The sequence below is a fragment of the Litoribrevibacter albus genome, assembly GCF_030159995.1.
In the GTDB taxonomy this organism is placed as follows: Bacteria; Pseudomonadota; Gammaproteobacteria; order Pseudomonadales; family Litoribrevibacteraceae; genus Litoribrevibacter; species Litoribrevibacter albus.
This window is the reverse complement of record NZ_BSNM01000002.1, coordinates 165235-185852: the sequence shown is the minus strand read 5'-3', so window position 1 is coordinate 185852 and position 20618 is coordinate 165235. Positions and strand designations below refer to the sequence as shown.

General features: G+C 43.4%; 18 protein-coding genes. 7 read left to right on the top strand and 11 right to left on the bottom strand.

Annotated elements, in window-relative coordinates; translation table 11 throughout:
- Positions 1 to 96 precede the first annotated feature (96 nt).
- Complete coding sequence (locus QQL66_RS00970) at positions 97 to 900, bottom strand: FRG domain-containing protein (protein WP_284377687.1); 804 nt, start codon at positions 898 to 900, stop codon at positions 97 to 99.
- A gap of 206 nt (positions 901 to 1106) precedes the next feature.
- Between QQL66_RS00970 and QQL66_RS00965 the strand changes: the two genes are divergently transcribed.
- Complete coding sequence (locus QQL66_RS00965) at positions 1107 to 2093, top strand: hypothetical protein (protein ID WP_284377685.1); 987 nt, start codon at positions 1107 to 1109, stop codon at positions 2091 to 2093.
- A 510-nt stretch (positions 2094 to 2603) separates the two neighbouring features.
- Here the strand turns inward: QQL66_RS00965 and gspD are convergent.
- The 6 genes from gspD to QQL66_RS00935 form a co-directional block, all read right to left on the bottom strand.
- A complete protein-coding gene (gene gspD / locus QQL66_RS00960; protein ID WP_284377683.1) occupies positions 2604 to 4562 on the bottom strand; it encodes a type II secretion system secretin GspD in 1959 nt (652 codons plus the stop codon).
- Between the two features lie 43 nt (positions 4563 to 4605).
- A complete protein-coding gene (locus QQL66_RS00955; RefSeq protein WP_284377680.1) occupies positions 4606 to 5481 on the bottom strand; it encodes a type II secretion system protein N in 876 nt (291 codons plus the stop codon).
- A gap of 22 nt (positions 5482 to 5503) precedes the next feature.
- Positions 5504 to 6265, bottom strand: a complete 762-nt coding sequence (gspN, locus tag QQL66_RS00950) for a type II secretion system protein N (RefSeq protein WP_284377677.1) — start codon at positions 6263 to 6265, stop codon at positions 5504 to 5506.
- 281 nt (positions 6266 to 6546) lie between these two features.
- The gene (groL, locus tag QQL66_RS00945; RefSeq protein WP_284377674.1) at positions 6547 to 8187 is read right to left on the bottom strand and encodes a chaperonin GroEL; all 1641 of its coding nucleotides are present in this window, start codon (positions 8185 to 8187) and stop codon (positions 6547 to 6549) included.
- 98 nt (positions 8188 to 8285) lie between these two features.
- Complete coding sequence (locus QQL66_RS00940; protein ID WP_284377672.1) at positions 8286 to 8576, bottom strand: co-chaperone GroES; 291 nt, start codon at positions 8574 to 8576, stop codon at positions 8286 to 8288.
- 123 nt (positions 8577 to 8699) lie between these two features.
- Entirely contained in the window at positions 8700 to 9212 is a 513-nt protein-coding gene (locus QQL66_RS00935) for an FxsA family protein (RefSeq protein ID WP_284377670.1), read from the bottom strand.
- 49 nt (positions 9213 to 9261) lie between these two features.
- Between QQL66_RS00935 and QQL66_RS00930 the strand changes: the two genes are divergently transcribed.
- Positions 9262 to 9582, top strand: a complete 321-nt coding sequence (locus QQL66_RS00930; RefSeq protein ID WP_284377668.1) for an MGMT family protein — start codon at positions 9262 to 9264, stop codon at positions 9580 to 9582.
- Here the strand turns inward: QQL66_RS00930 and QQL66_RS00925 are convergent.
- Positions 9548 to 11002 (bottom strand): AmpG family muropeptide MFS transporter, encoded by a 1455-nt coding sequence (locus tag QQL66_RS00925; protein ID WP_284377666.1) that lies wholly within the window; start codon positions 11000 to 11002, stop codon positions 9548 to 9550. The genes QQL66_RS00930 and QQL66_RS00925 overlap by 35 nt on opposite strands.
- 242 nt (positions 11003 to 11244) lie before the next feature.
- Here QQL66_RS00925 and QQL66_RS00920 point away from each other — a divergent pair, with 242 nt between their 5' ends.
- The 5 genes from QQL66_RS00920 to QQL66_RS00900 all read left to right on the top strand — a co-directional run bounded on the left by QQL66_RS00920 (position 11245) and on the right by QQL66_RS00900 (position 17012).
- A complete protein-coding gene (locus tag QQL66_RS00920) occupies positions 11245 to 12249 on the top strand; it encodes a GGDEF domain-containing response regulator (RefSeq protein WP_284377664.1) in 1005 nt (334 codons plus the stop codon).
- A gap of 74 nt (positions 12250 to 12323) precedes the next feature.
- A complete protein-coding gene (locus QQL66_RS00915; RefSeq protein WP_284377661.1) occupies positions 12324 to 13442 on the top strand; it encodes a hypothetical protein in 1119 nt (372 codons plus the stop codon).
- A 15-nt stretch (positions 13443 to 13457) separates the two neighbouring features.
- Positions 13458 to 14360, top strand: a complete 903-nt coding sequence (locus QQL66_RS00910) for a ketopantoate reductase family protein (protein WP_284377659.1) — start codon at positions 13458 to 13460, stop codon at positions 14358 to 14360.
- A gap of 47 nt (positions 14361 to 14407) precedes the next feature.
- Positions 14408 to 16423, top strand: a complete 2016-nt coding sequence (locus QQL66_RS00905) for a HAMP domain-containing sensor histidine kinase (RefSeq protein ID WP_284377657.1) — start codon at positions 14408 to 14410, stop codon at positions 16421 to 16423.
- Positions 16424 to 16457: 34 nt separating this feature from the next.
- On the top strand, positions 16458 to 17012 hold the full coding sequence (locus QQL66_RS00900; RefSeq protein ID WP_284377655.1) for a cob(I)yrinic acid a,c-diamide adenosyltransferase: 555 nt from the start codon (positions 16458 to 16460) through the stop codon (positions 17010 to 17012).
- A 68-nt stretch (positions 17013 to 17080) separates the two neighbouring features.
- Here QQL66_RS00900 and pnp read toward each other — a convergent pair whose 3' ends face one another.
- The 3 genes from pnp to truB all read right to left on the bottom strand — a co-directional run bounded on the left by pnp (position 17081) and on the right by truB (position 20613).
- Entirely contained in the window at positions 17081 to 19180 is a 2100-nt protein-coding gene (gene pnp / locus QQL66_RS00895; RefSeq protein WP_284377653.1) for a polyribonucleotide nucleotidyltransferase, read from the bottom strand.
- A gap of 74 nt (positions 19181 to 19254) precedes the next feature.
- Positions 19255 to 19524 (bottom strand): 30S ribosomal protein S15, encoded by a 270-nt coding sequence (gene rpsO / locus QQL66_RS00890; RefSeq protein ID WP_284377652.1) that lies wholly within the window; start codon positions 19522 to 19524, stop codon positions 19255 to 19257.
- Between the two features lie 108 nt (positions 19525 to 19632).
- Positions 19633 to 20613, bottom strand: a complete 981-nt coding sequence (gene truB, locus QQL66_RS00885) for a tRNA pseudouridine(55) synthase TruB (protein WP_284377650.1) — start codon at positions 20611 to 20613, stop codon at positions 19633 to 19635.
- Positions 20614 to 20618 lie beyond the last annotated feature (5 nt).

The window sequence follows — 20618 nt, the reverse complement described above, 5'->3', positions numbered from 1 at the left end:
ACCAAATCACTTTCCATCGAGTTTCAGGCGCCGACATTAATTATAATGTCGGCGTTTTTAGTTTTAATTAATCATCCTTGTAATGACACGACCTTATTACGACTTAAGCTCACCATCCCTTGGACTATAGTGCCGCCTTAACCAATCACTCAAACCATCCAAGCCAGGAAACAACACTCGCTCCGTGATATTTGCCTGATCTAGTTTATCTCGAATTTCCCATTTCAATGTTTTAGGAATGATAATCTTGCGCCAAATCTCTGGGTATTGTTTAAACCATTCAGAAAAAACAGCACTCGGGTTCGACATCAGTGAAAAGAATGCATACTGATTGATGATGCGATCGTCCATCGATGGCGGCTCCAAAAACAACGCTAGGTCCTGATCGGAAATCTGGTCTAACTCACTCAATGAAGTCACCACCCCATTCAGCATTTCCACCGTAAACACATTAGCCCCTTCATTCTGAAGTCGATCCCTTAACCGGGAGGGTAACAACTTATGCAAGGAGACATAGTTAACGGCCCAAATCGCACCATCGACATCGTATTTTTCAATGTTTGCTGTCGCAAAATGCATGGCAATAAAGGGTGAGTATGTCCAATCCAGAAGCCGTGTCGGTAAGCCATAGTGCTGCGCCATAGACAACCAGTGCCAAAGGCTATCGCCTTCAAGCAAATCACTTCGGTGCGCGTATTTCCTAAAGTTTCTCAATAAATGACGCTCTAGTTCCGCATAATCCCCACCCAGTCGAAGCAACGCACTTTCCAGATCATAACTCTTATCAGACAACCCCCGAAAAGCATAGCGGGAGCGGAACCGACCTATCTCTGCCATCCAGGAATCATGAAATAACGCTTCCTGAAGTTCGTTCCAGCTTTCTACGACAATCTCATTCATAGACTCCCCTTTTTGCTCAGGCTTCACTTTTAACCTTAACCCATGCTTTATAGCTTTGCCCAACTTCTCAGTCGATATGGAACGCCCGAGCCAAAAGTCAAAGCCGTCATACTACGGTCTGTCTCACGCACTCAACAGTGAGTTGTAATCCAGTCTAAATCGCTTCTGCTACAGTAAAATTATGATGGCAGAAGAGAATCTATGAGATGAATGAGCAACCCTCTTACCTGGAACCTCAAAAAAACCGTTCTTCGAATGTGCTCGTCCTGACACTAGGCATCTTTTGGTCATTGGTGATTGCGTTTAGTTTTCTATACATTTCTGCACAAGTTCCCTCCTCCAGCCCAATCTTAAAAGACCAGGTGCTGTCTCCCTGGATTATCTCCACATCTCGTAAGATCGAACAGATAAGGCAACTGACCCTTCATCTGGCGCGAGATTACAAGACAGTTGAGTTTTTGGCTGATACCAGCGAAGCCGGCGATGAAATCTCCAATTACTGGCAATCCTTTAAACAAGAGCATAACTACATTTCTCAAATTGGCGTGGTAGAAGAAGAGACAAGCGATCACTTTTACGTCGGTCACTATGTTGATCAATCTCCCAGTATTAGCACCGGTTCTGACGAGCTACTTAACTACTGGATGCAAGTTGGCTTACTCAAAAACAACGACATTTTATTTTTCGACTTTTTTGGACAGGAAGAAGGCGGGCTCTTTCGCTTTACCACGCCTGTTCATTATGAAGATATGCGACTTGGCCACCTCTACATAGACATTGATGTAAACCAATTACTCCTTGAGACGGCGCAGGAGCTGCCAAACTCAGGCTCTTACGGTAATGTTGTCATGCTCGACAAAGAAGGTAACTATGTTGCTGAATCCACCCAGGCAAATTGGTCAGCCAAACACGCCTTTGAACGAAGCATTGGGTATTACTATCCGGAGTTTTGGCGGGGGATGAATGCAGGATTATCAGGGCAGTTCTCAACCTCATCACAAGAAGCCTATTTTTCGAAATTGGATATTCCTTGGTATGGGAATCAAATAAAGTATTTCTATCTCGTTCAAATCTCCAACAAAGATACACCATTGGCTTCTCCACTTAATCTATGGAAACCGGCAATATTCATTTGGATTGTTGGTCTACTTTGTCTTTGGTTGATGCAGAGACGCATCCGACAACTGGCATGAAAGAAATCTAGCCTGCTACATAGCTTATAAACCGCGATTTCTCATAGGTAACATCACATCTGTTACCTAGCACCCCATCATTGTTCCGAAAAATCCAACATAAGTAACATATTTCGGAACACTTAGATAACACCTTACTTTTACTTAACACTCTAATTTATTGTTTTTAATAACAGTTTCAAAACTGGCACATAGAGTGTATTTATTAAGGACAAATAACAACAATAAAATGAAAGATTCCGGCCACCAATAAAAATAATAACGGCCACCCAACTAACCTCACTAATAAAAATAAAAACAGAGGTTAAGCAACGCACTTGCTCAAACAGTTAGTCAGCCTCACGAGGGCTGACTAACTGAAAGTCCTTTCCAGTTCCAGTTCCAGTTCCAGTTCCAGTTCCAGTTCCAGTTCCAGTTCCAGTTCCAGTTCCAGTTCCAGTTCCAGTTTTCTAATAGCCAAAAAAAACGGCCAACCTAAGTCGACCGTTTATTCATTTCAATATCAAAGTATTATTCAGCAGCAGGCTTTTCCTGATTTGGTTTAACAATAATCTCTCGTTGCCCTTCAAAGAATTCATCATAGGTTGGAGCAATAATTTCTACACCCTCTGCTTCTTCATTATTAAGGCCTTTTTTGGCTTGATAGTTGTTATATTTCAGTTCCCACAGCCCTTGATATTTCTTCTCTGTAACCAGTGCCACATCTTCTCGATTACGTTGAATAGTCGGTCTTAAAAAAACCAATAAATTACGTTTAGCTTTTGAAATACTTGTACTTTTAAATAACTCGCCTAACCAAGGTATATCACCCAACAACGGAACCTTCTGAACATCTTCCGTTACTTCATCTGAAATCAAACCACCTAATACAATGGTCTGGCGGTTATCGACCAGGATTGACGTTTTCAGGGTACGTTTATCCGTCACAATATCAGACGCACCTGAAACAGATGACTTACTCACAGATTCTACTTCCTGCTCAACATCCAGCATCACAACATCGCCATCGGTAATCTTAGGTACGACCTTCAAAGTCACCCCCACATCCTGACGCTCAATGGTTTGAAATGGGTTTGCTGTACCATCACCAGACGTCGTTGTTGAACCAGTGATAAAAGGAACATTCTGGCCAACGACAATCTCCGCTTCCTGATTATCCAATGTCATAATACTTGGCGTTGAAAGTAAATTACTGTTAGTAACCGATTCCAAAGCCTGGATTAACACGCCCCAGGAAAAGTCACCACCTTCAGCACCGATCCCACCAATAAATCCATTACCTGGAGTAACATCCGTACTTTCACTCGCAATCGCACCTAACACCTGGGCAGTACTCAAACCGACATTACCAAAATTGGTTCCTAAAGCAGGGACATCACCAAAGCCACCCAAGGCCCACTGAATACCTAAGTTATCACCAACATTGCCCTGTACTTCAACAATGACAGACTCAATCAACACCTGAGCACGGCGAATATCCAACTGGCGAATAACGTCTTCAATTTCTGCCATATCAGATGGAGAAGCTTTAACCACCAAGGCATTCATATCTTTATCAGCAAGAATGTTGGCCTTTTGCTGGCCTTTATTTTCTTTGCCTGTTGCCCCTTCGGTCACCAGTCCTTTCAAGGTTTCGGCAACCTTTTCAGCATCCGCATGTTTCAAGTAAATAACTTTCGCCGAACCATCCTGTTTCACAGGTTGATCCAAGCGACTTACTAAAGCGACGATGCGCTGACGAGCCGACTTTTCACCTTTCACAATTAAGCGGTTACTGCGCTCATCAGCAACTACAGAAATAGTAGAATTCTTTGCTTTACTGACATCAGGAATAAGTTTTTCAAGAATGCCTTTTAAATCACCAACCCAGGCATGCTCCAACTGCACTACTTCCAGCTCTTCACTCTCTGAACTGTCCAGGTTTTTAATGATCGCCATCATGCGCTCAATGTTGGTCACGTGATCACTAATGATCAAAGAGTTAGCGGATGCTACACCCGCCAAATGGCCATATTTCGCCACCATAGGACGAAGAATAGGCACAAGTTCGATCGCGCTGGTATTGGTTACTTTAATAACACGGGTAACAACTTCTTCACCTTTTTTACGACGCTTGCCATCAAAGGCAGCCCCTTCCTGCTTCACTTCATTCTGTTGAATCACTTTTACAACTTGACCACTTTCAACCGCTGTGTAGCCATGAACCTGCAATACAGAAAGGAATAACTGATAAACTTCGTCCGTTGGAAGAGCCGTGTTCGAAACAACAGTAACCTTACCTTTAACTCTTGGATCAACCACAAAGGTCTTACCGGTAATATCTGCGATCTGGCTAACCAGAACTCGAATATCCGCTTCTTTAAGGTTTACTTTCCAGGTGTCTTGCTCTGCCCAAACGTGAGATGAAATAGCAAAAGATGCAGCGAACATTACTGCAGCTATCCATCGACAAATCGGATTAAACTTCATCACTCTCATACCTTAACTCATTCCATCACTGGCAGACCGGCCTTTATTTCAAAGGCACTGTAATTTCAAACTGACGAGAGCCTCGTTCAACTAAAACGCTCGCCTGACCTTGTTCAAATACTTCGTCCAGATAGTCACCATCTGAACCTACATCACCCACATCAATTCCGTTCACCGAACGAATGATGTCACCCTTCTGAACTCCATAGCGCTCCATCATCGGATTTTGCCCGGAAAACCGATACCCAAGGGCCTGATCTTTACTAACGGGCTCAAAGCCAACAGCGCCAAGAGCAGATAAAGGGTTTTTGTTCCACTGTTTTTTAGCTACTGAAGAAAATTGCTCAACCGAATTAATTTCCGATTTGAGCTTTGCTTTAATATCTGGTTTTGGCGCTTGCGCCGTCGCTTCTAACAATTTCTCAGCATCATCAAAATATAGAGCTTCCAGGCGTCCATTCCGATTTAAAATCACACGGTCTGAGTGAACCTGCTCCAGAACCACGCCACTCTGAATAGTGTCACCAACATGATAGAAATCCGCATCAGGTTTACCCTGTTCAGAAATAATAGCGGTTGATGCAGCCTCTGTTTGGCCAACAAACACACCCAATAACTTCAACCTCAAACGCGTTTTTGGCGCATCCACGACTTCCGTTTGAGCAGCCACGGTCTCTTTAGGCGCCTCACCAAACAATAAATCGCTCACAATACTAACTGCAGAAGCTTCAGAACGGTCTCCACTACCGTCAGCAATAGCCGTAGATGCCGAAACCTGAGGTAAAGGTTCAGGTGACACAGTCATCCACACGGCTTGCGCAGCTATATTTGCTAACCAAAAACAAAAGACCAAAGTCAGAACAACCTTGGCTTTCTTGATCAGCAGTAAAATATTTTCAGGAGTTACGCTTACTAACATCTATCGAGCCACCACTCACGCCCTACCACAGTTTCTCTCGGACTTGGAAAATCACATCATCAGGCTGCTGATTTCCGACCCAAGTTTGCCCGACCATATCAACACTACGTTTACGAACTTTAATTCCAGCCCAGCCTTGATTCATCACGAAAACAGATGCTAACGCAGCACCATCTTTACCAGACAAGACATTCAGTACAGCGCCTTTATCATCATGAGATAAGCGACCAGCCACATCCGGTAAGCTGATACTTTCAATACCTTTAGGTCCAGGATAACTTGCTTTGGCATCTTGCCATAACAACCGGCCTTCTGCGTTGTTGATCAGCTTGGCACTATGATCAATATCTATCGATAGATCATATAATTTGACGACGCCCTGACCTGACACTCGTTGTGCTTTCAAGTAAGGATTTAACAATGGAACCTGTAATGAACCTGAGAGATTGTTCAGGCTAAGCGTTGAATCAGATACTTTAACCTTTGCGCTAATCTCTGTTTCTCTACCGACTTTGAGGTTTAATGCAATTTCAGGATGTAAGGTCAATAAAGACAATCCATTCACCGACCATTCAATATCCCCACGTAAGTTCTGGTAAGACGCAATACCCCGCCCTTTCCATACCGAGCCTGAAACAGAATCAATTTTTACAGGAGAGCGAGCAAGCGTATCCCCAGCGAGCATTAAAGCAAACTGAGCAGGCATATAAACAATAAGGAAAAAAATAAACAGCAAGACTGTCAAAAAGACATACCAACGAGCTGCTTTAACTGCTGACCACAAAAGAGAATCCTCTACTCATCCTTGAAGCTATTATTATTCTGAGCTGATCTATTATAGAGAGGCTCATACTCAGCACAACCACCCTTGTGGGTAAAAATGCAGATTTTCTACTTTGTTGCATATTCTCAAGGATGTTTATGACTGGTATGTAACGTAAACTCAGAAAAATCCAGATAAAAGTGTTACAAAAAACGCGTACTAACCAAGCCAATCTAAAACTATTAGATTATAGACAAAAAAAAGCCTCGCATTTGCGAGGCTTTTTCAGGCTGAGGCTAGAATTACATCATTCCGCCCATACCACCCATGCCACCCATATCAGGCATTGCAGGCGCACCACCTTCTTGAGGAGCATCTGCAACCATAGCTTCAGTTGTGATCATAAGACCAGCAACAGAAGAAGCAGCTTGTAGTGCAGAGCGAGTTACTTTAACAGGATCAAGAATACCAAATTCGATCATATCGCCGTATTCACCCTTAGCAGCGTTGTAACCAAAGTTACCTTCGCCTTCTTTTACTTTCTCAAGTACTACAGAACCTTCTTCGCCGCAGTTTGCAACGATTTGACGCAATGGAGCTTCAAGCGCACGACGTGCCAAAGCAACACCAACGTTCTGGTCTTCGTTTGCACCTTCAACCTCACCCGCTTTAGTTAGTGCACGAACAAGCGCAACACCACCGCCAGCAACAACACCTTCTTCAACCGCTGCGCGAGTTGCATGAAGAGCATCATCTACACGTGCTTTTTTCTCTTTCATTTCTACTTCAGAAGCAGCACCTACTTTAATTACTGCCACACCGCCCGCTAGTTTAGCAACACGCTCTTGTAGCTTTTCTTTGTCGTAATCAGAAGTAGATTGTTCGATTTCAGCACGGATCTGTGCAACACGAGCGTTAATGTCTTCTTTATCACCCGCACCATCAACAATCACAGTGTTTTCTTTAGTCAAAGTAACACGCTTAGCTGAACCTAGGTGCTCAAGAGTTGTAGTTTCCAGAGACATACCAACTTCTTCAGAGATCACAGTACCTGCAGTCAGGATTGCGATGTCCTGAAGCATTGCTTTACGACGATCACCGAAACCAGGTGCTTTAACAGCAGCAACTTTAACAATGCCACGCATGTTGTTAACAACCAAAGTTGCCAATGCTTCGCCTTCAACGTCTTCTGCAACAATTAGAAGCGGACGAGATGCTTTCGCTACACCTTCCAGTACTGGAAGAAGATCGCGGATGTTAGAGATTTTCTTGTCAACCAGCAAAATGAATGGGTTTTCAAGCTCTGCACTCATAGACTCTTGGTTGTTGATGAAGTAAGGAGATAGGTAGCCACGATCAAACTGCATACCTTCAACTACGTCTAGCTCGTCTTCAAAACCAGAACCTTCTTCAACAGTGATCACACCGTCTTGGCCTACTTTTTCCATTGCATCTGCGATTACAGTACCTACTGCATCATCAGAGTTAGCAGAAATAGTCGCTACTTGTTTAATTGCATTGTAGTCAGAGCATGGCGCTGCCATTTCTTTCAACTGCTCAACAACTGCAGCAGATAGCTTGTCGATACCACGCTTAAGATCCATAGGGTTCATGCCTGCAGCAACAGACTTAAGACCTTCGTTAACCAAAGCTTGAGCAAGAACAGTAGCGGTAGTTGTACCGTCACCAGCCTGGTCATTTGCTTGAGACGCTACTTCTTTAACCATTTGAGCGCCCATGTTCTCGAACTTGTCTTGAAGTTCGATTTCTTTAGCTACTGATACACCGTCTTTAGTTACGGTTGGAGCACCGAAAGATTTATCCAATACAACGTTACGACCTTTTGGACCCAAAGTTGTTTTTACTGCGTCAGCAAGGATGTTTACACCTGCCAACATTTTTTGACGAGCGTCGTTACCAAACAATACGTCTTTAGCTGCCATTTTTATTACCTAATATAAAAATTCTGATTCCATTGCCTGTGGATACATTCACACGTCACAGACAGTCCACAAACTTGAAGAGGTTTAAGCTTAGTTGCTTATGCTTCAAGTACGCCAAAAATTTCAGCTTCGCTAAGAACCAATAGTTCTTCGCCATCAACAGTTACAGTGTTCTGAACATAACCGCCAAATAGCACAGTGTCGCCAACTTTTACTTCTACTGGACGAACATCACCGTTATCCAAAACACGACCGTTGCCTACAGCCAACACTTCACCTTGGTTAGGTTTTTCTGTCGCAGAACCTGGCAATACAATACCGCCAGCAGACTTAGTCTCTTCTTCCTTACGACGAACAACAACACGATCACCTAGTGGACGAATTTTCATTGTTAAGTGTCTCCCACTTAATATGTTTAACGTTATTGGTTAACTGCACTTTTCAGTGCAAAATTTTGATAATCCCTATCTAGGGACGGCAAAACAGAATTCAAGGGTAATCCTGGAATTTTTTTATTTTTTTCTTTCAAACTCACCTTCAATAACATCATGCCCTTGTCGACTGGCATTGGTTGATTGAGTATGTTGAGATCTGTGCGGCTGTTGAAAACCACCTTGATTCATAAAATCGCCCTGAGTATGGACCGATGAAGTATAGACACTGCGTGTGGCCACAACTTTCATTCGTTCCATTCCGAACGCTATGTACACATGGCGGGTTCCCGGCAATAAACAACTAAAGCCAATGACATCGGTAACTAGGCCTGGGGTTAGCAGCAACGCACCGCCAATAGCCAAAACAATGCCTTCAACCATTTCCGTCGCTGGCATTTCGCCCTGAGCAAGACGTTGGTTTGCCCGACTAAATGTCTTTAATCCTTGCTGTCTCAGTAAATTCACACCAATAAAGGCCGTACCTAAAATAAGCCCCACGGTTGGCCAAACGCCTAGCCAACTCCCTACTTTGAGTAATATGATGAGTTCAATTACGGGCAAGGTACAAAACAGTAGAAACAACCAGCGCATCTTTCACAGACTCCCATTGAGAATTTATTCCACTACGAGAAATTAATACGTGGCCATTTCCAAGCAAGAATTTCACGATGCAGTGCTATATATATTGGGACAAATTCCGAAAGGAAAAGTCACCACTTATGGAAAAATTGCAAAAATGGCAGGTTTTCCAAGTCATGCGCGCTATGTGGGCAAACTGTTATCACAATTACCTCAGGACTCTAAACTCCCGTGGTATCGGGTAATTAATGGTCAAGGTAGGATTTCGTTCTCTGAAGACAGTGAACGCTACATTACTCAGAAATCCTTGTTAGAACAGGAAGGCATTTCCTTTTTGAATGGAAAAGTTAATTTGAAGATTCATCAGTGGTGTCCCGAGTAGCTACTTTATCCAAATCAGGGCGTTTCTTAAGCAACCAAAAAATACATAAGAATGCAGGAACGCCAATAGTTGCTGCATAAATGAAGAACCATTCATATCCGTGCAGATCCACCACGACACCTGAATACCCTCCAATAAACTTCCCAGGTAACGTCATTAAAGAGCTGAACAGTGCATACTGCGTTGCAGTAAAAGACCTGCTGGTTAAGCTCGAAAGAAATGCAATAAATGCCACGTTTGCAAGACCGCCACTGAAGTTATCCGCACCGATCACAACGGCCAACAAGCTTAACGAAGGTTCTGCGAACCAAGCCATTAAAGCAAACAGTAAGTTAGTAATCGCTACCAATCCTGCTCCCAGTAACAATGGTCTCAGCAATCCATACTTAACCACAATCAAACCGCCAAAAGCGGAACCAATCATTGTCAGAAAAAATCCGAATACTTTGGAAATACTGGCCACTTCCGATTTGGTATAGCCCATATCAATATAAAAAGGATTAGCCATGACTCCCATCGTTATGTCACTGATCCGATATATACCAACAATCAGAAGTAACAAAATCGCCCATTTTCCCTGGCGGCGAACAAAATCAGTAAAGGGGCACACAACGGCATACACAAACCAACGTGCCAGAGTTCGGGAAAACAGAGGAAGTCGTTTTACTTTTTCATTGATCCACTGTACTTCTGATAGGGTTTCATCAATCTGATCACCATCTTTCCTGGCCACCTGAGGGGCAATACAAACAGCCAGAATACCCACAACAACCAGAGAAGCCATAACAAGATACGCAGTAGACCAGTTGAAAAAATCCGCTATATAGAAGGCTCCGGCACCAGCTACCAATAAGGCCAAACGATAACCAAAGATATACGCTGCAGACATCACTCCTTGTTGAGTCGCTTCCGCCACTTCAATTCGATAAGCATCGATCGCAATATCTTGAGTCGCAGATGAAAACGCCACCAAAAGACCAAACAACGCCAACAAGGTCACAACGTGATCCGCACGATCCGGGTTTGATAAATCTACACCTGTTAATGCCATTCCCAATAAACCACAGGCAATACCTATTTGGGCCAACAACATCCAACTTCGTCGTTGACCAAATAAACGACCTAATCCTGGAAGTGCCACCCGATCAACAACTGGCGCCCAAAAGACTTTGATGGAATAAGTAATGCCTATCCAGCTAAAGAAACCAATGGTGGATCGGCTTATCCCGCCATCACGCAACCATGCAGAAAGCGTCGAAAAAACCAACAAAAACGGAAGACCTGCAGAAAAACCCAACAATAAAAGCACCAGAACCCGGCGTTCCAAATATGCTTTGCACGCATCCAACCAACTTAGGCTGCGAGTCTCCTTGCGACTTGAATCACACTCAGTTTGTGCATCAATAGCATCCTTACCCAACTCTCTACCCCAACCTTTTCCTGTTTATTGATTGAATTGTTAACTTTGTCTTACTTTTGACTGCTCAACATGAAGTGTTTTTTCTTATTTGGTACATTATTTTCAACAGAGCGTTTCAATAACAAAACAAAGCTCAATATATAACAAAAATAATAAATCTGACTTCTTCCCAATGATTACCGTCAGAACCGATCCCTCGGATCACTTACAAGCGAGAATATAGGCCCAACGGGGACAGCCAAATGACAGACACATCATTACCAATCGTTGTTGTAGACGATGCCAAGTTTTCTGGAGCAATCGTCGAGCGAACGCTGAAAAAGGCAGGATACACTAACATACGTGTTGCCAGCCACCCAACTCAGGCTCTGGAAATCCTTAAAAACGAACCCGCCCGTTTATTGATTGCGGACTGGATGATGCCGGACATGGATGGCCTGACACTGGCCCAACATATCCGAATCATGGATCAGGAAAAACAGCACTTTACCTATATCCTTTTACTTACAGGTAAAGAAAGTCCTGAAGCCTTATCTCACGCGTTCAGTCATGGTGTAGATGACTTTATATACAAATCTGACATGCACCAACAGTTAATTCCCCGTGTATCTGCTGCCGCTCGCACCACTAACATGCTGAATTTGTTGATGCGAAATAACACAACGCTCAAGAAGAATGTTCAGGTACTTGAGCGTTGCAACCATACCGACCTTCTAACAGGGTTAGGTAATAAGCGTCTGGCGTTAAGAACTCTGACCAATGCCATCAAACAAGTGGAAAGCCGACAAGGTGCTGTCTGCTGCATTACCTTCAACATCGATAATATTGAAGAAATCGAGCAACACCACAAAGGCCCAATCGCCCAGGAAATGATAAAAGGTGCAGCACAACGTTTACAAAACCTGGTCAGACCGATGGACGTTGTAACTCGTCTCAGCAAAAATCAGTTTGCCGTGATCACACTTCAATCCAACATTGAAGACTGCAGCACACAAGCCTTCAAGCGGATTTATGATGGCATTGCCAATAAGCCATACCCAACACCTGCTGGTTATCTCACCTTAAGCATCAGTGCCTCACTGATCAGTGCGGAACGTGTTGGCAATATGCCAAGCGCTCAACAGTTACTCAACTCAAGCTTAAGTAACCTTGAGTTTGCAAGAGATAAGAACGGTATTTACGGCACACAATGGCACTCGCAAGGTCAAACCTTTCAAAGTGAACGGCAGTCAATCGCCGCATCTTAATCTAACCTTGGAAAAAGAAGTCTGGTAGGAAATTTTTCTGGACTTCTTTACCCCTATGACTATGCTTGGAAGTTATGGTCAAGCATGCAATTTTGGATATAAATCAAGGGATTTACCTGGTTAAACTTAACGCAGTCTCTAGAAAGCAGTTAATTAACCAAAACCTGGATGCCTTTGAACTTTGGTCTCTGCTTATCGATCTCAGCTATCGTTTGAAAGTAGGGGTCATCGGCTATTGCCTTACAGAAAAATCATTAATTCTTTTATATCAGGCACCGGCGTCACCTGAGCCTTTTATCCAAAGCCTGATTACCCAGTATTCCTCTTGGCACAACAGGACACACCAAAAGCGTGGTTCTTTGTTTCAGGCAGATTATCAACTTGTCCTGATCGAGCCGGGAAAACATTTATTAGAGGCATTTCACCTCGTTCATGCTTTTCCTGTGATTGATGACCTCACATCAAAATCAGAAAATTATGCGCTGTCCAGCTATAAAGAGTATGCCCAGAACCTTTCACATACCTGGCTCTCAACCGATATTGTGACCCCGCTTATTGGGCGTCATGACACCATGTTCAGCCGCCGTTTCAAAGATTTCATCGACCAAGCAGTAACCTATGATATAGAGAGGCTCCTTACAGGCAATCAATCAAATAGTCTGGCCTATTGCTCAGATCAATATCTGAAAGAACTCTACGAACAACCGACTGCACTACCAAACGGTATTAGCATTGAAGAGGTTATTGAGTTTGTTTGTGCACTCTATCAATTCAAGCCCATTCAATTACAAACGTTAAGACGTCATCGCCTCATGCCAGAACTGAAGGGCATGATTGCCTTCCTCTGCCAAGAATACGAAATTGCTGACAGCGATGAAGTTATGAGCGTATTAAACCTGGATGACTTTGATTATGAGCGCAACCTCAAGCTAATCGAATTCCTTTCGGATACAGAAATGTATGCCAGAAAACAATCCTTCGAACAGCTGTTGTTCAAGCTGAATCACAATCCGACGCAACAACAAACTATGGATGATGAATTACTCTCAGATCATCCAGATAACGTACACATTTTAAATGCCAGCCCCATTCATGCTGAAAGTTCAGATCATCTAAACGAGTCTTTAGAATCAGACAATGAAGCATCAACTGACACAACTAAACCAACCGACTCTTCAAGCCAAGTCATCTAATTACTTTTAAATTCAATGCAGACTTCTCTACAAGACCATCAGTGGCACATTGCAGGTCCAGGTGCCATCGGATTACTCATCCATTCATTTCTCTACAAAGCAAACCCGGATCTACCTCCAATTTTGGTGAATCGTTCATTGCAGGGCACGTTTACTACCTACAACCTCACTAACTGCGATCAGAAAATAGAAACACTGCCGGTTCAATGGTTTGAAAAACAACACCACATCTCTCATTTGATCGTTACAACCAAAAGCCATCAAGTTATCGACTGCATCAAAGCCCTATCCTCCTACCTGCAACCAGACGCAACCATCCTACTCCTCCATAATGGACTGGGCGTACAACAACAAGCCATCGATACCTGGCCGGACTTTCATTTCTATTTAGGAACCACTACTGAAGGTGCCTGGAAACAAGCTGACAATATTGTCGTTCATGCAGGAACAGGCGACACCCGTTTAGGTAACTTCACCAACAAACAACCTCAATGGTGGCTTCAGAGTGAGTTAAGGGATATTGGCTTTATGTGGCAAGACAACATTCTTGCCCAGCTCCACCTCAAAGTTGCAATTAATGCCGCGATTAACCCTCTGACGATCTTATTTGAATGCCAAAACGGCCAATTGCTCGCATCTCCTGACCGCCTTTCACTAATGAGAGCGCTCTGTGAAGAGACTTATCTCGTACTCACAGCAGAAGGCTATCCCATTACGGATTTAGTCAGTAAGGTAACTCAAATAGCCGAGAGAACCTCTGCAAACTATTCTTCAAGTTATCAGGATTGGGCCAACCAGAGAAAAACCGAACTATTCTCAATGAACGGCTATATTCAAACATTAGGGAAAAAACATAACATTAAAACGCCAACCCACGATAAAGTAATGGCCGAAGTGGCTAAAAAGGCGATACTCTGAATAACCGAACTGTCTTCCGTCTAAGAACAACAGAATTTGCATGAACTATGTATAGCCAACTCAAAAGCTATTTATCACACAGCAAAGTCAGTCAAAAGCTATTACTTATGCTGCTTACAACCAGCTTGGTCACAGCAGTCATTGTTCTATTTACGACATACAGCATTTGGCGGTTTGTGGTTCATACTCAAATCGAAACAGACTTCGAGAGCACTTTGAAGCTCTTTATAGAACAGCAACCAAACATTAATGAAGCAAGCCAACAACTCACATCATTAAAAAAGCTAAACCCCAAATCCATCGAGCTCCATCAAGCAACGCTGTTCAACGAACAAGGCAAATTAGTCAGCTATACAGGGGCTAAACCACAAGCTCAACAATTGCATCAACTCTATGCCTTTTTCTTAAATCAGACCTCATACAAGCCACACATCATCGAAATCACCTTTGGTGATGGCAGTCACTATACGCTGCTCACAGCATACAAATATCAAATCAACGCCCTGTTTAACGGAAAATTCTTTTTAATGGTTGTTGCCCTGCTACTAACAGCCATTTTGCTAATTCGTATTATCCAGATGCAGAGTAAGCGCTGGCTAATTGAACCCATTTTGCACTTAAAAGCCGTCACACATCAGGTATCAGCTCATCAAAATTACAGTGTCCGGGCAAACAAAGTTTATTTTGACGAAATTGGAAATTTGGTAGATGCCTTCAATACCATGTTGAGTCAGATACAAGCTCGTGATCAGTTACTTACCGATGCGAGGGATAAAGCCAATCGAGCACAAAAGACCGCCGAAACATCCTCCATCGAAATCACCAAGACCAATTTACGGCTCGAAGAAGAAGCCCGCGTTCGTTCTGCGATGGAACGAAAACTCCTAGAGTTCCAAGACTTTCTTAATGGCATTATTAATTCTATGCCATCTATGTTGATCGCCCTCACCCCGAGATACCGGGTCACGCTTTGGAATAAAAAAGCAGAACAACTCAGTTCCATACCGGCTGGTCAAGCCATCAACCATCGCATTGATGATGTCTTTCCCAACATGCTGTTCTATCTGGATTTAGTGCACCAAGCCAGCACTACTGCAACTACACAGAATGTCAGTCAAGCAGAGTTCAAAATAGCCGGTGAAACTCGTTATTTTTCCATCATGATTTACCCGCTGAATGAAAGCGGTTTGGAAGATGTGGTCATCAAACTGGACGACATTACCGATGAGAAGCATCTACAAGAGTTGGTGGTTCAATCAGAAAAAATGATGTCTTTGGGCGGACTCGCGGCTGGTATGGCGCATGAAATTAATAACCCGCTCGGAGGCATCTTACAGAACATCCAGAACCTGACTCGCCGACTTTCGCCTGGTTTGCCAAAGAACCAACAAGTGGCTGACAGCTTAGGCCTTTCAATGTATGACATTGAACAATATCTTAAGTCACGGGATATCCCAGACCTTATAGATAACATTACACGTGCAGGACACCGAGCGGTGGACATTGTGACCAACATGCTGCAATTTAGTCGCAATGCCGATCCCAAACTTGAAATCTGTGACATTACAGAATTAACCAAGCAAGCACTCGAAATTGCTAAAACCGAAACAACCTTCAATGAGCTTCAACAGAAACATGGATTAACAATCCGAGAGCACTACAGAGAAGCTATCCCGGGTGTTCCCTGCATTCAGAGTGAGATTGAACAGGTCATCATTAATCTGCTCAAAAACGCAGCTCAAGTGCTTAACGAACACGGGGCTCCAACCGGTACCCCTGAAATTCATTTATCCGTTAAGCAACAAGATAATTATGCCGTCATTGAAGTCCGCGATAACGGGATAGGCATGGACGACCGCACCAGAAGAAAAGTATTTGACCCATTCTTCACAACCAAAGAAATTGGAAAAGGGACAGGTTTAGGGTTATCTGTTTCATACTTTATTATCTCTAGCCACCACCATGGCTTACTGGATGTATCCTCTGAACCAGGAAAAGGCGCATGTTTCACCATCAAACTGCCTTTTAGAAGCCTGAGAATTCAAGATCAACCAGCTGTGTAACTTCACCCCTTACATAATCAGGTATATCAACCTCATGTCAGACAGACTATCAAAGATCATCACCAAGGGTGGTGACAAAGGAAAAACCTCAATTGCAGGTGGTACCCGGCTCCTAAAATCTTCCACAAGAATTCATGCCATTGGAGACATTGATGAACTCAACTCATCCATTGGTGTTCTCATTGCTGAAATTCAGTGTCATTCCAACACATCATTATTCGAAACAGATCTGTTGTCGGTACAGCATGACTTATTCAATTTAGGCGGTGAAATTGCGATGCCTGACTATGAAATCCTACAAGAAGAAGCACTGACCTTTATTGAGGATAAAGCAAATGAACTGAATGAGACGCTGCCACCACTAAAAGAGTTTATTCTGCCGTCTGGCAGTAGAGCGGTAGCCTTAGCCCATATGAGCCGTAGTATCTGCCGACGAGCAGAACGGCAGATAGTTCAACTAAGCCAAGAAGATGAGACCTTACGTCCGCTCTTGCTAAAGTTTATTAATCGTCTCTCCGACTACCTGTTTATTCTCGCCAGAAGCATCGGCCAACTTGATGGTCAGAAAGAAGTCCTTTGGCAACGCTAGCGTTCATTCGACATGAACTGCAGACATAAAAAAACCGCTCAATGAGCGGTTTTTTTTATTGAAGCCAATTATGCTTCTGTATTTTCTTCTAGATCTTTCATCGTCAACTTAACGCGACCACGCTGATCTACATCCAATACTTTAACTTTTACTTGCTGACCTTCAGAAAGAACATCAGTCACTTTCTCAATACGCTCATTCTTAATCTGAGAAATATGAACCAAACCTTCTTTACCAGGAAGGAACGCAACAAAGGCACCAAAGTCTACAATCTTAGTCACTTGACCTTGATAGATAGCACCAATCTCAGCTTCAGCAGTAATTGCATTAATGCGCTCAATCGCAGCATCCGCACCCGCACGATCATCAGCAAAGACTTTGATATTACCGTCGTCATCAATATCAATTGAAGCACCAGTTTCTTCAGTGATAGAACGGATGGTTGCACCACCTTTACCAATCACTTCACGAATCTTATCAGGATGGATTTTCATAGTATCCATAACTGGCGCGTTGTCAGACAACTGTGCACGCGGCTCAGAAATCACTTTGTTCATTTCACCCAAGATATGGATACGAGCATCGTGTGCCTGCTCCAAAGCGATCTTCATGATCTCTTCAGTAATACCCTGAATCTTAATGTCCATTTGAAGTGCAGTGATACCTTCATCAGTACCCGCTACTTTAAAGTCCATATCACCTAGGTGATCTTCGTCACCCAAGATATCAGTAAGAACCGCAAACTTGTCATCTTCTTTAACAAGACCCATTGCAATACCAGCAACAGGCGCTTTAAGAGGTACACCGGCATCCATTAGAGCCAAGCTCGCACCACACACACTCGCCATAGAAGACGAACCGTTTGATTCTGTAATTTCAGAAACAACACGTAGGGTGTATGGGAACTCATCTTCGGTTGGAACCATCGCCTGAACACCACGACGAGCCAAACGACCATGACCAATTTCACGACGACCAGGGCTGCCCATACGACCACACTCACCTACAGAGAATGGAGGGAAGTTGTAGTGGAACAAGAATGGATCACGCTTATCACCTTCAAGCGCATCAAAAATTTGTGCATCACGTGCAGTACCCAAGGTCGTTGTTACAATCGCCTGAGTTTCACCACGTGTAAACAATGCTGAACCGTGAGTCTTACCAAGAACACCCACTTCAACATTGATAGGACGTACTGTTTTGTTATCGCGACCATCAATACGTGGGTCACCGTTTACAACGCGAGTACGAACAATATTCTTTTCAAGAGAACCAAATACTGCAGATACTTCATCTGCACTTGGTTGACCTTCTTCATCACCAGAGATAGCTTCTACCGCTTCTGCACGAAGGGTTGATAGTCGGCCATAACGCTCCATTTTATCAGTGATTGTATACGCTTCACCGATCTGGGCACCGAACTTCTCGCTAACCAAAGTTTTCAATTCTGTATTTTCTGGAGCAGCTGCCCACTCCCAAGAAGCAGTGTTTACTTCTTTTGCAAATTCACTAACCGCTTCGATCACTACTTGTTGTTCTTTATGAGCAAACAACACAGCGCCAAGCATTTCTTCTTCAGTTAGCTCATCCGCTTCTGACTCAACCATCAATACAGCTGACTCAGTACCAGCAACCACCATGTCCAACAAAGAAGTTTCTAGTTCTTCAATGCTTGGGTTTAGTGAATAGCCATTTTCATCAGTAAAGCCAACACGAGCTGCACCGATAGGACCAGCAAAAGGAACACCAGAGATAGCCAATGCTGCAGATGTACCGATCATTGCAGCGATATCAGCATAGTGTTTCTTGTCAGCAGACATCACAGTACAAATAACTTGTACTTCGTTGTTGAAACCTTTCGGGAAAAGAGGACGAATCGGACGGTCAATCAAACGTGAAGTTAGAGTTTCAAACTCTGAAGGGCGACCTTCACGCTTAAGATAACCACCTGGGATTCGTCCTACAGAATAGAACTTCTCTTGATAATGAACCGATAAAGGAAAGAAATCCTGACCAGGCTTAGCTTCCTTACTCGCTACCACAGTTACCAGAACAGTGGTTTCGCCCATTGTAACCATTACAGCACCAGTAGCTTGACGTGCAATACGCCCCGTTTCTAGAGTGACTGTGTCTTTCCCGTATTGGAATGTTTTAGTAACCGGATTCACGGCTTAATTTCCTTTATCTAATTAATATCGGTTCTTGAAGAAGTTCTATCTATCGTACTGTCTAAACGAGAAGACTAGCGACGTAGACCTAGACGCTTGATCAACGCAACATAACGATCGTGATCTTTCTTGTTTAGGTAGTCCAACAACTTACGACGTTGGTTAACCATACGAATCAAACCACGACGAGAGTGGTGATCTTTATGGTTAGCTTTGAAGTGAGACTGAAGACCTTCGATGTTCGCAGTTAGCAATGCTACTTGAACTTCTGGAGAACCAGTGTCGCCTTCAGATTGTTGAAATTCTTTTACGATTTCTGCTTTTTTTACTGCACTTAGTGCCATAGTAACTTACTCCAAAATGAAAATATGCTTTAAAGGTTTTGAGTATTTCTGAAACTAGAAACATTCCGGAAAATTACGCCCGTGCATATTTACAGGCTAATTCACCGCTTAGGCTGAAAACTCAGGGTATTCAGCCATGTTCACCAACCTTTTAGGCTGAAGAACATTGCCCGGCAGAAGATCCGCAACACCAAAAAATTGGGTGCTTTTTTCACCAGACTGGACATTATACAGTCTTATCAGCGCTTGAGTAGGGTTTTTATTCAGATAGTCAGGATCGCTATCGGATTCCTTTATTTGCTGATCTGAAACCTTAACCTTTCTTCCAAGCAACAGATCATCCACCTGTTCCTGATTAAGCTCAGCGACAGGCATGGCAGACAATCCACAGTCCGATACCCTCAACACATTTTCTCGTGTTTCAACCTGCTCTAAGGCTTCCAGCGTCACACACTGAGAAATATCGAATGGACCAGCTTTCGTCCTTCTTAGCTCCTTTACGTGTGCGCCACAACCCAACGCCTCACCAATATCACGAACCAATGAACGAATATATGTGCCTTTAGTACACTCGACGTTGAGAATTAATTCGTCGCCTTCAATAGCCATTAACTCCAAAGAAAGGATAGTGACCTTTCTCGGTTCAATGTCGATAAGCTTACCTTCTCGCGCTAACTTATAAAGCGGCTGACCATCACGCTTTAACGCAGAGTACATAGGAGGGACTTGATCAATTTGACCCCGAAATTCAGTCAGTACACCTTCAACAAGAGATTCGGTTAGTGCAGGAACGGGTCTCTCTGAAACCACCTCACCTTCTGCATCTTCTGTTGTCGTCGTTTGCCCTAACTTTGCACGGGTAATATAGGCCTTATCCGCATCCAGCAAAAACTGACTAAACTTGGTCGCCTCCCCCAAACATACGGGTAATAGACCAGTTGCCAGAGGATCTAACGCCCCTGTGTGTCCAGCTTTTTTAGCTTGATACGACCATCGTACTTTTTGTAGAGCCTGATTAGATGAGAGACCATGAGGTTTATCGAGTAATACAACCCCATTTATGGATAAACCTTTACGCTTTCTAGCCATATTCT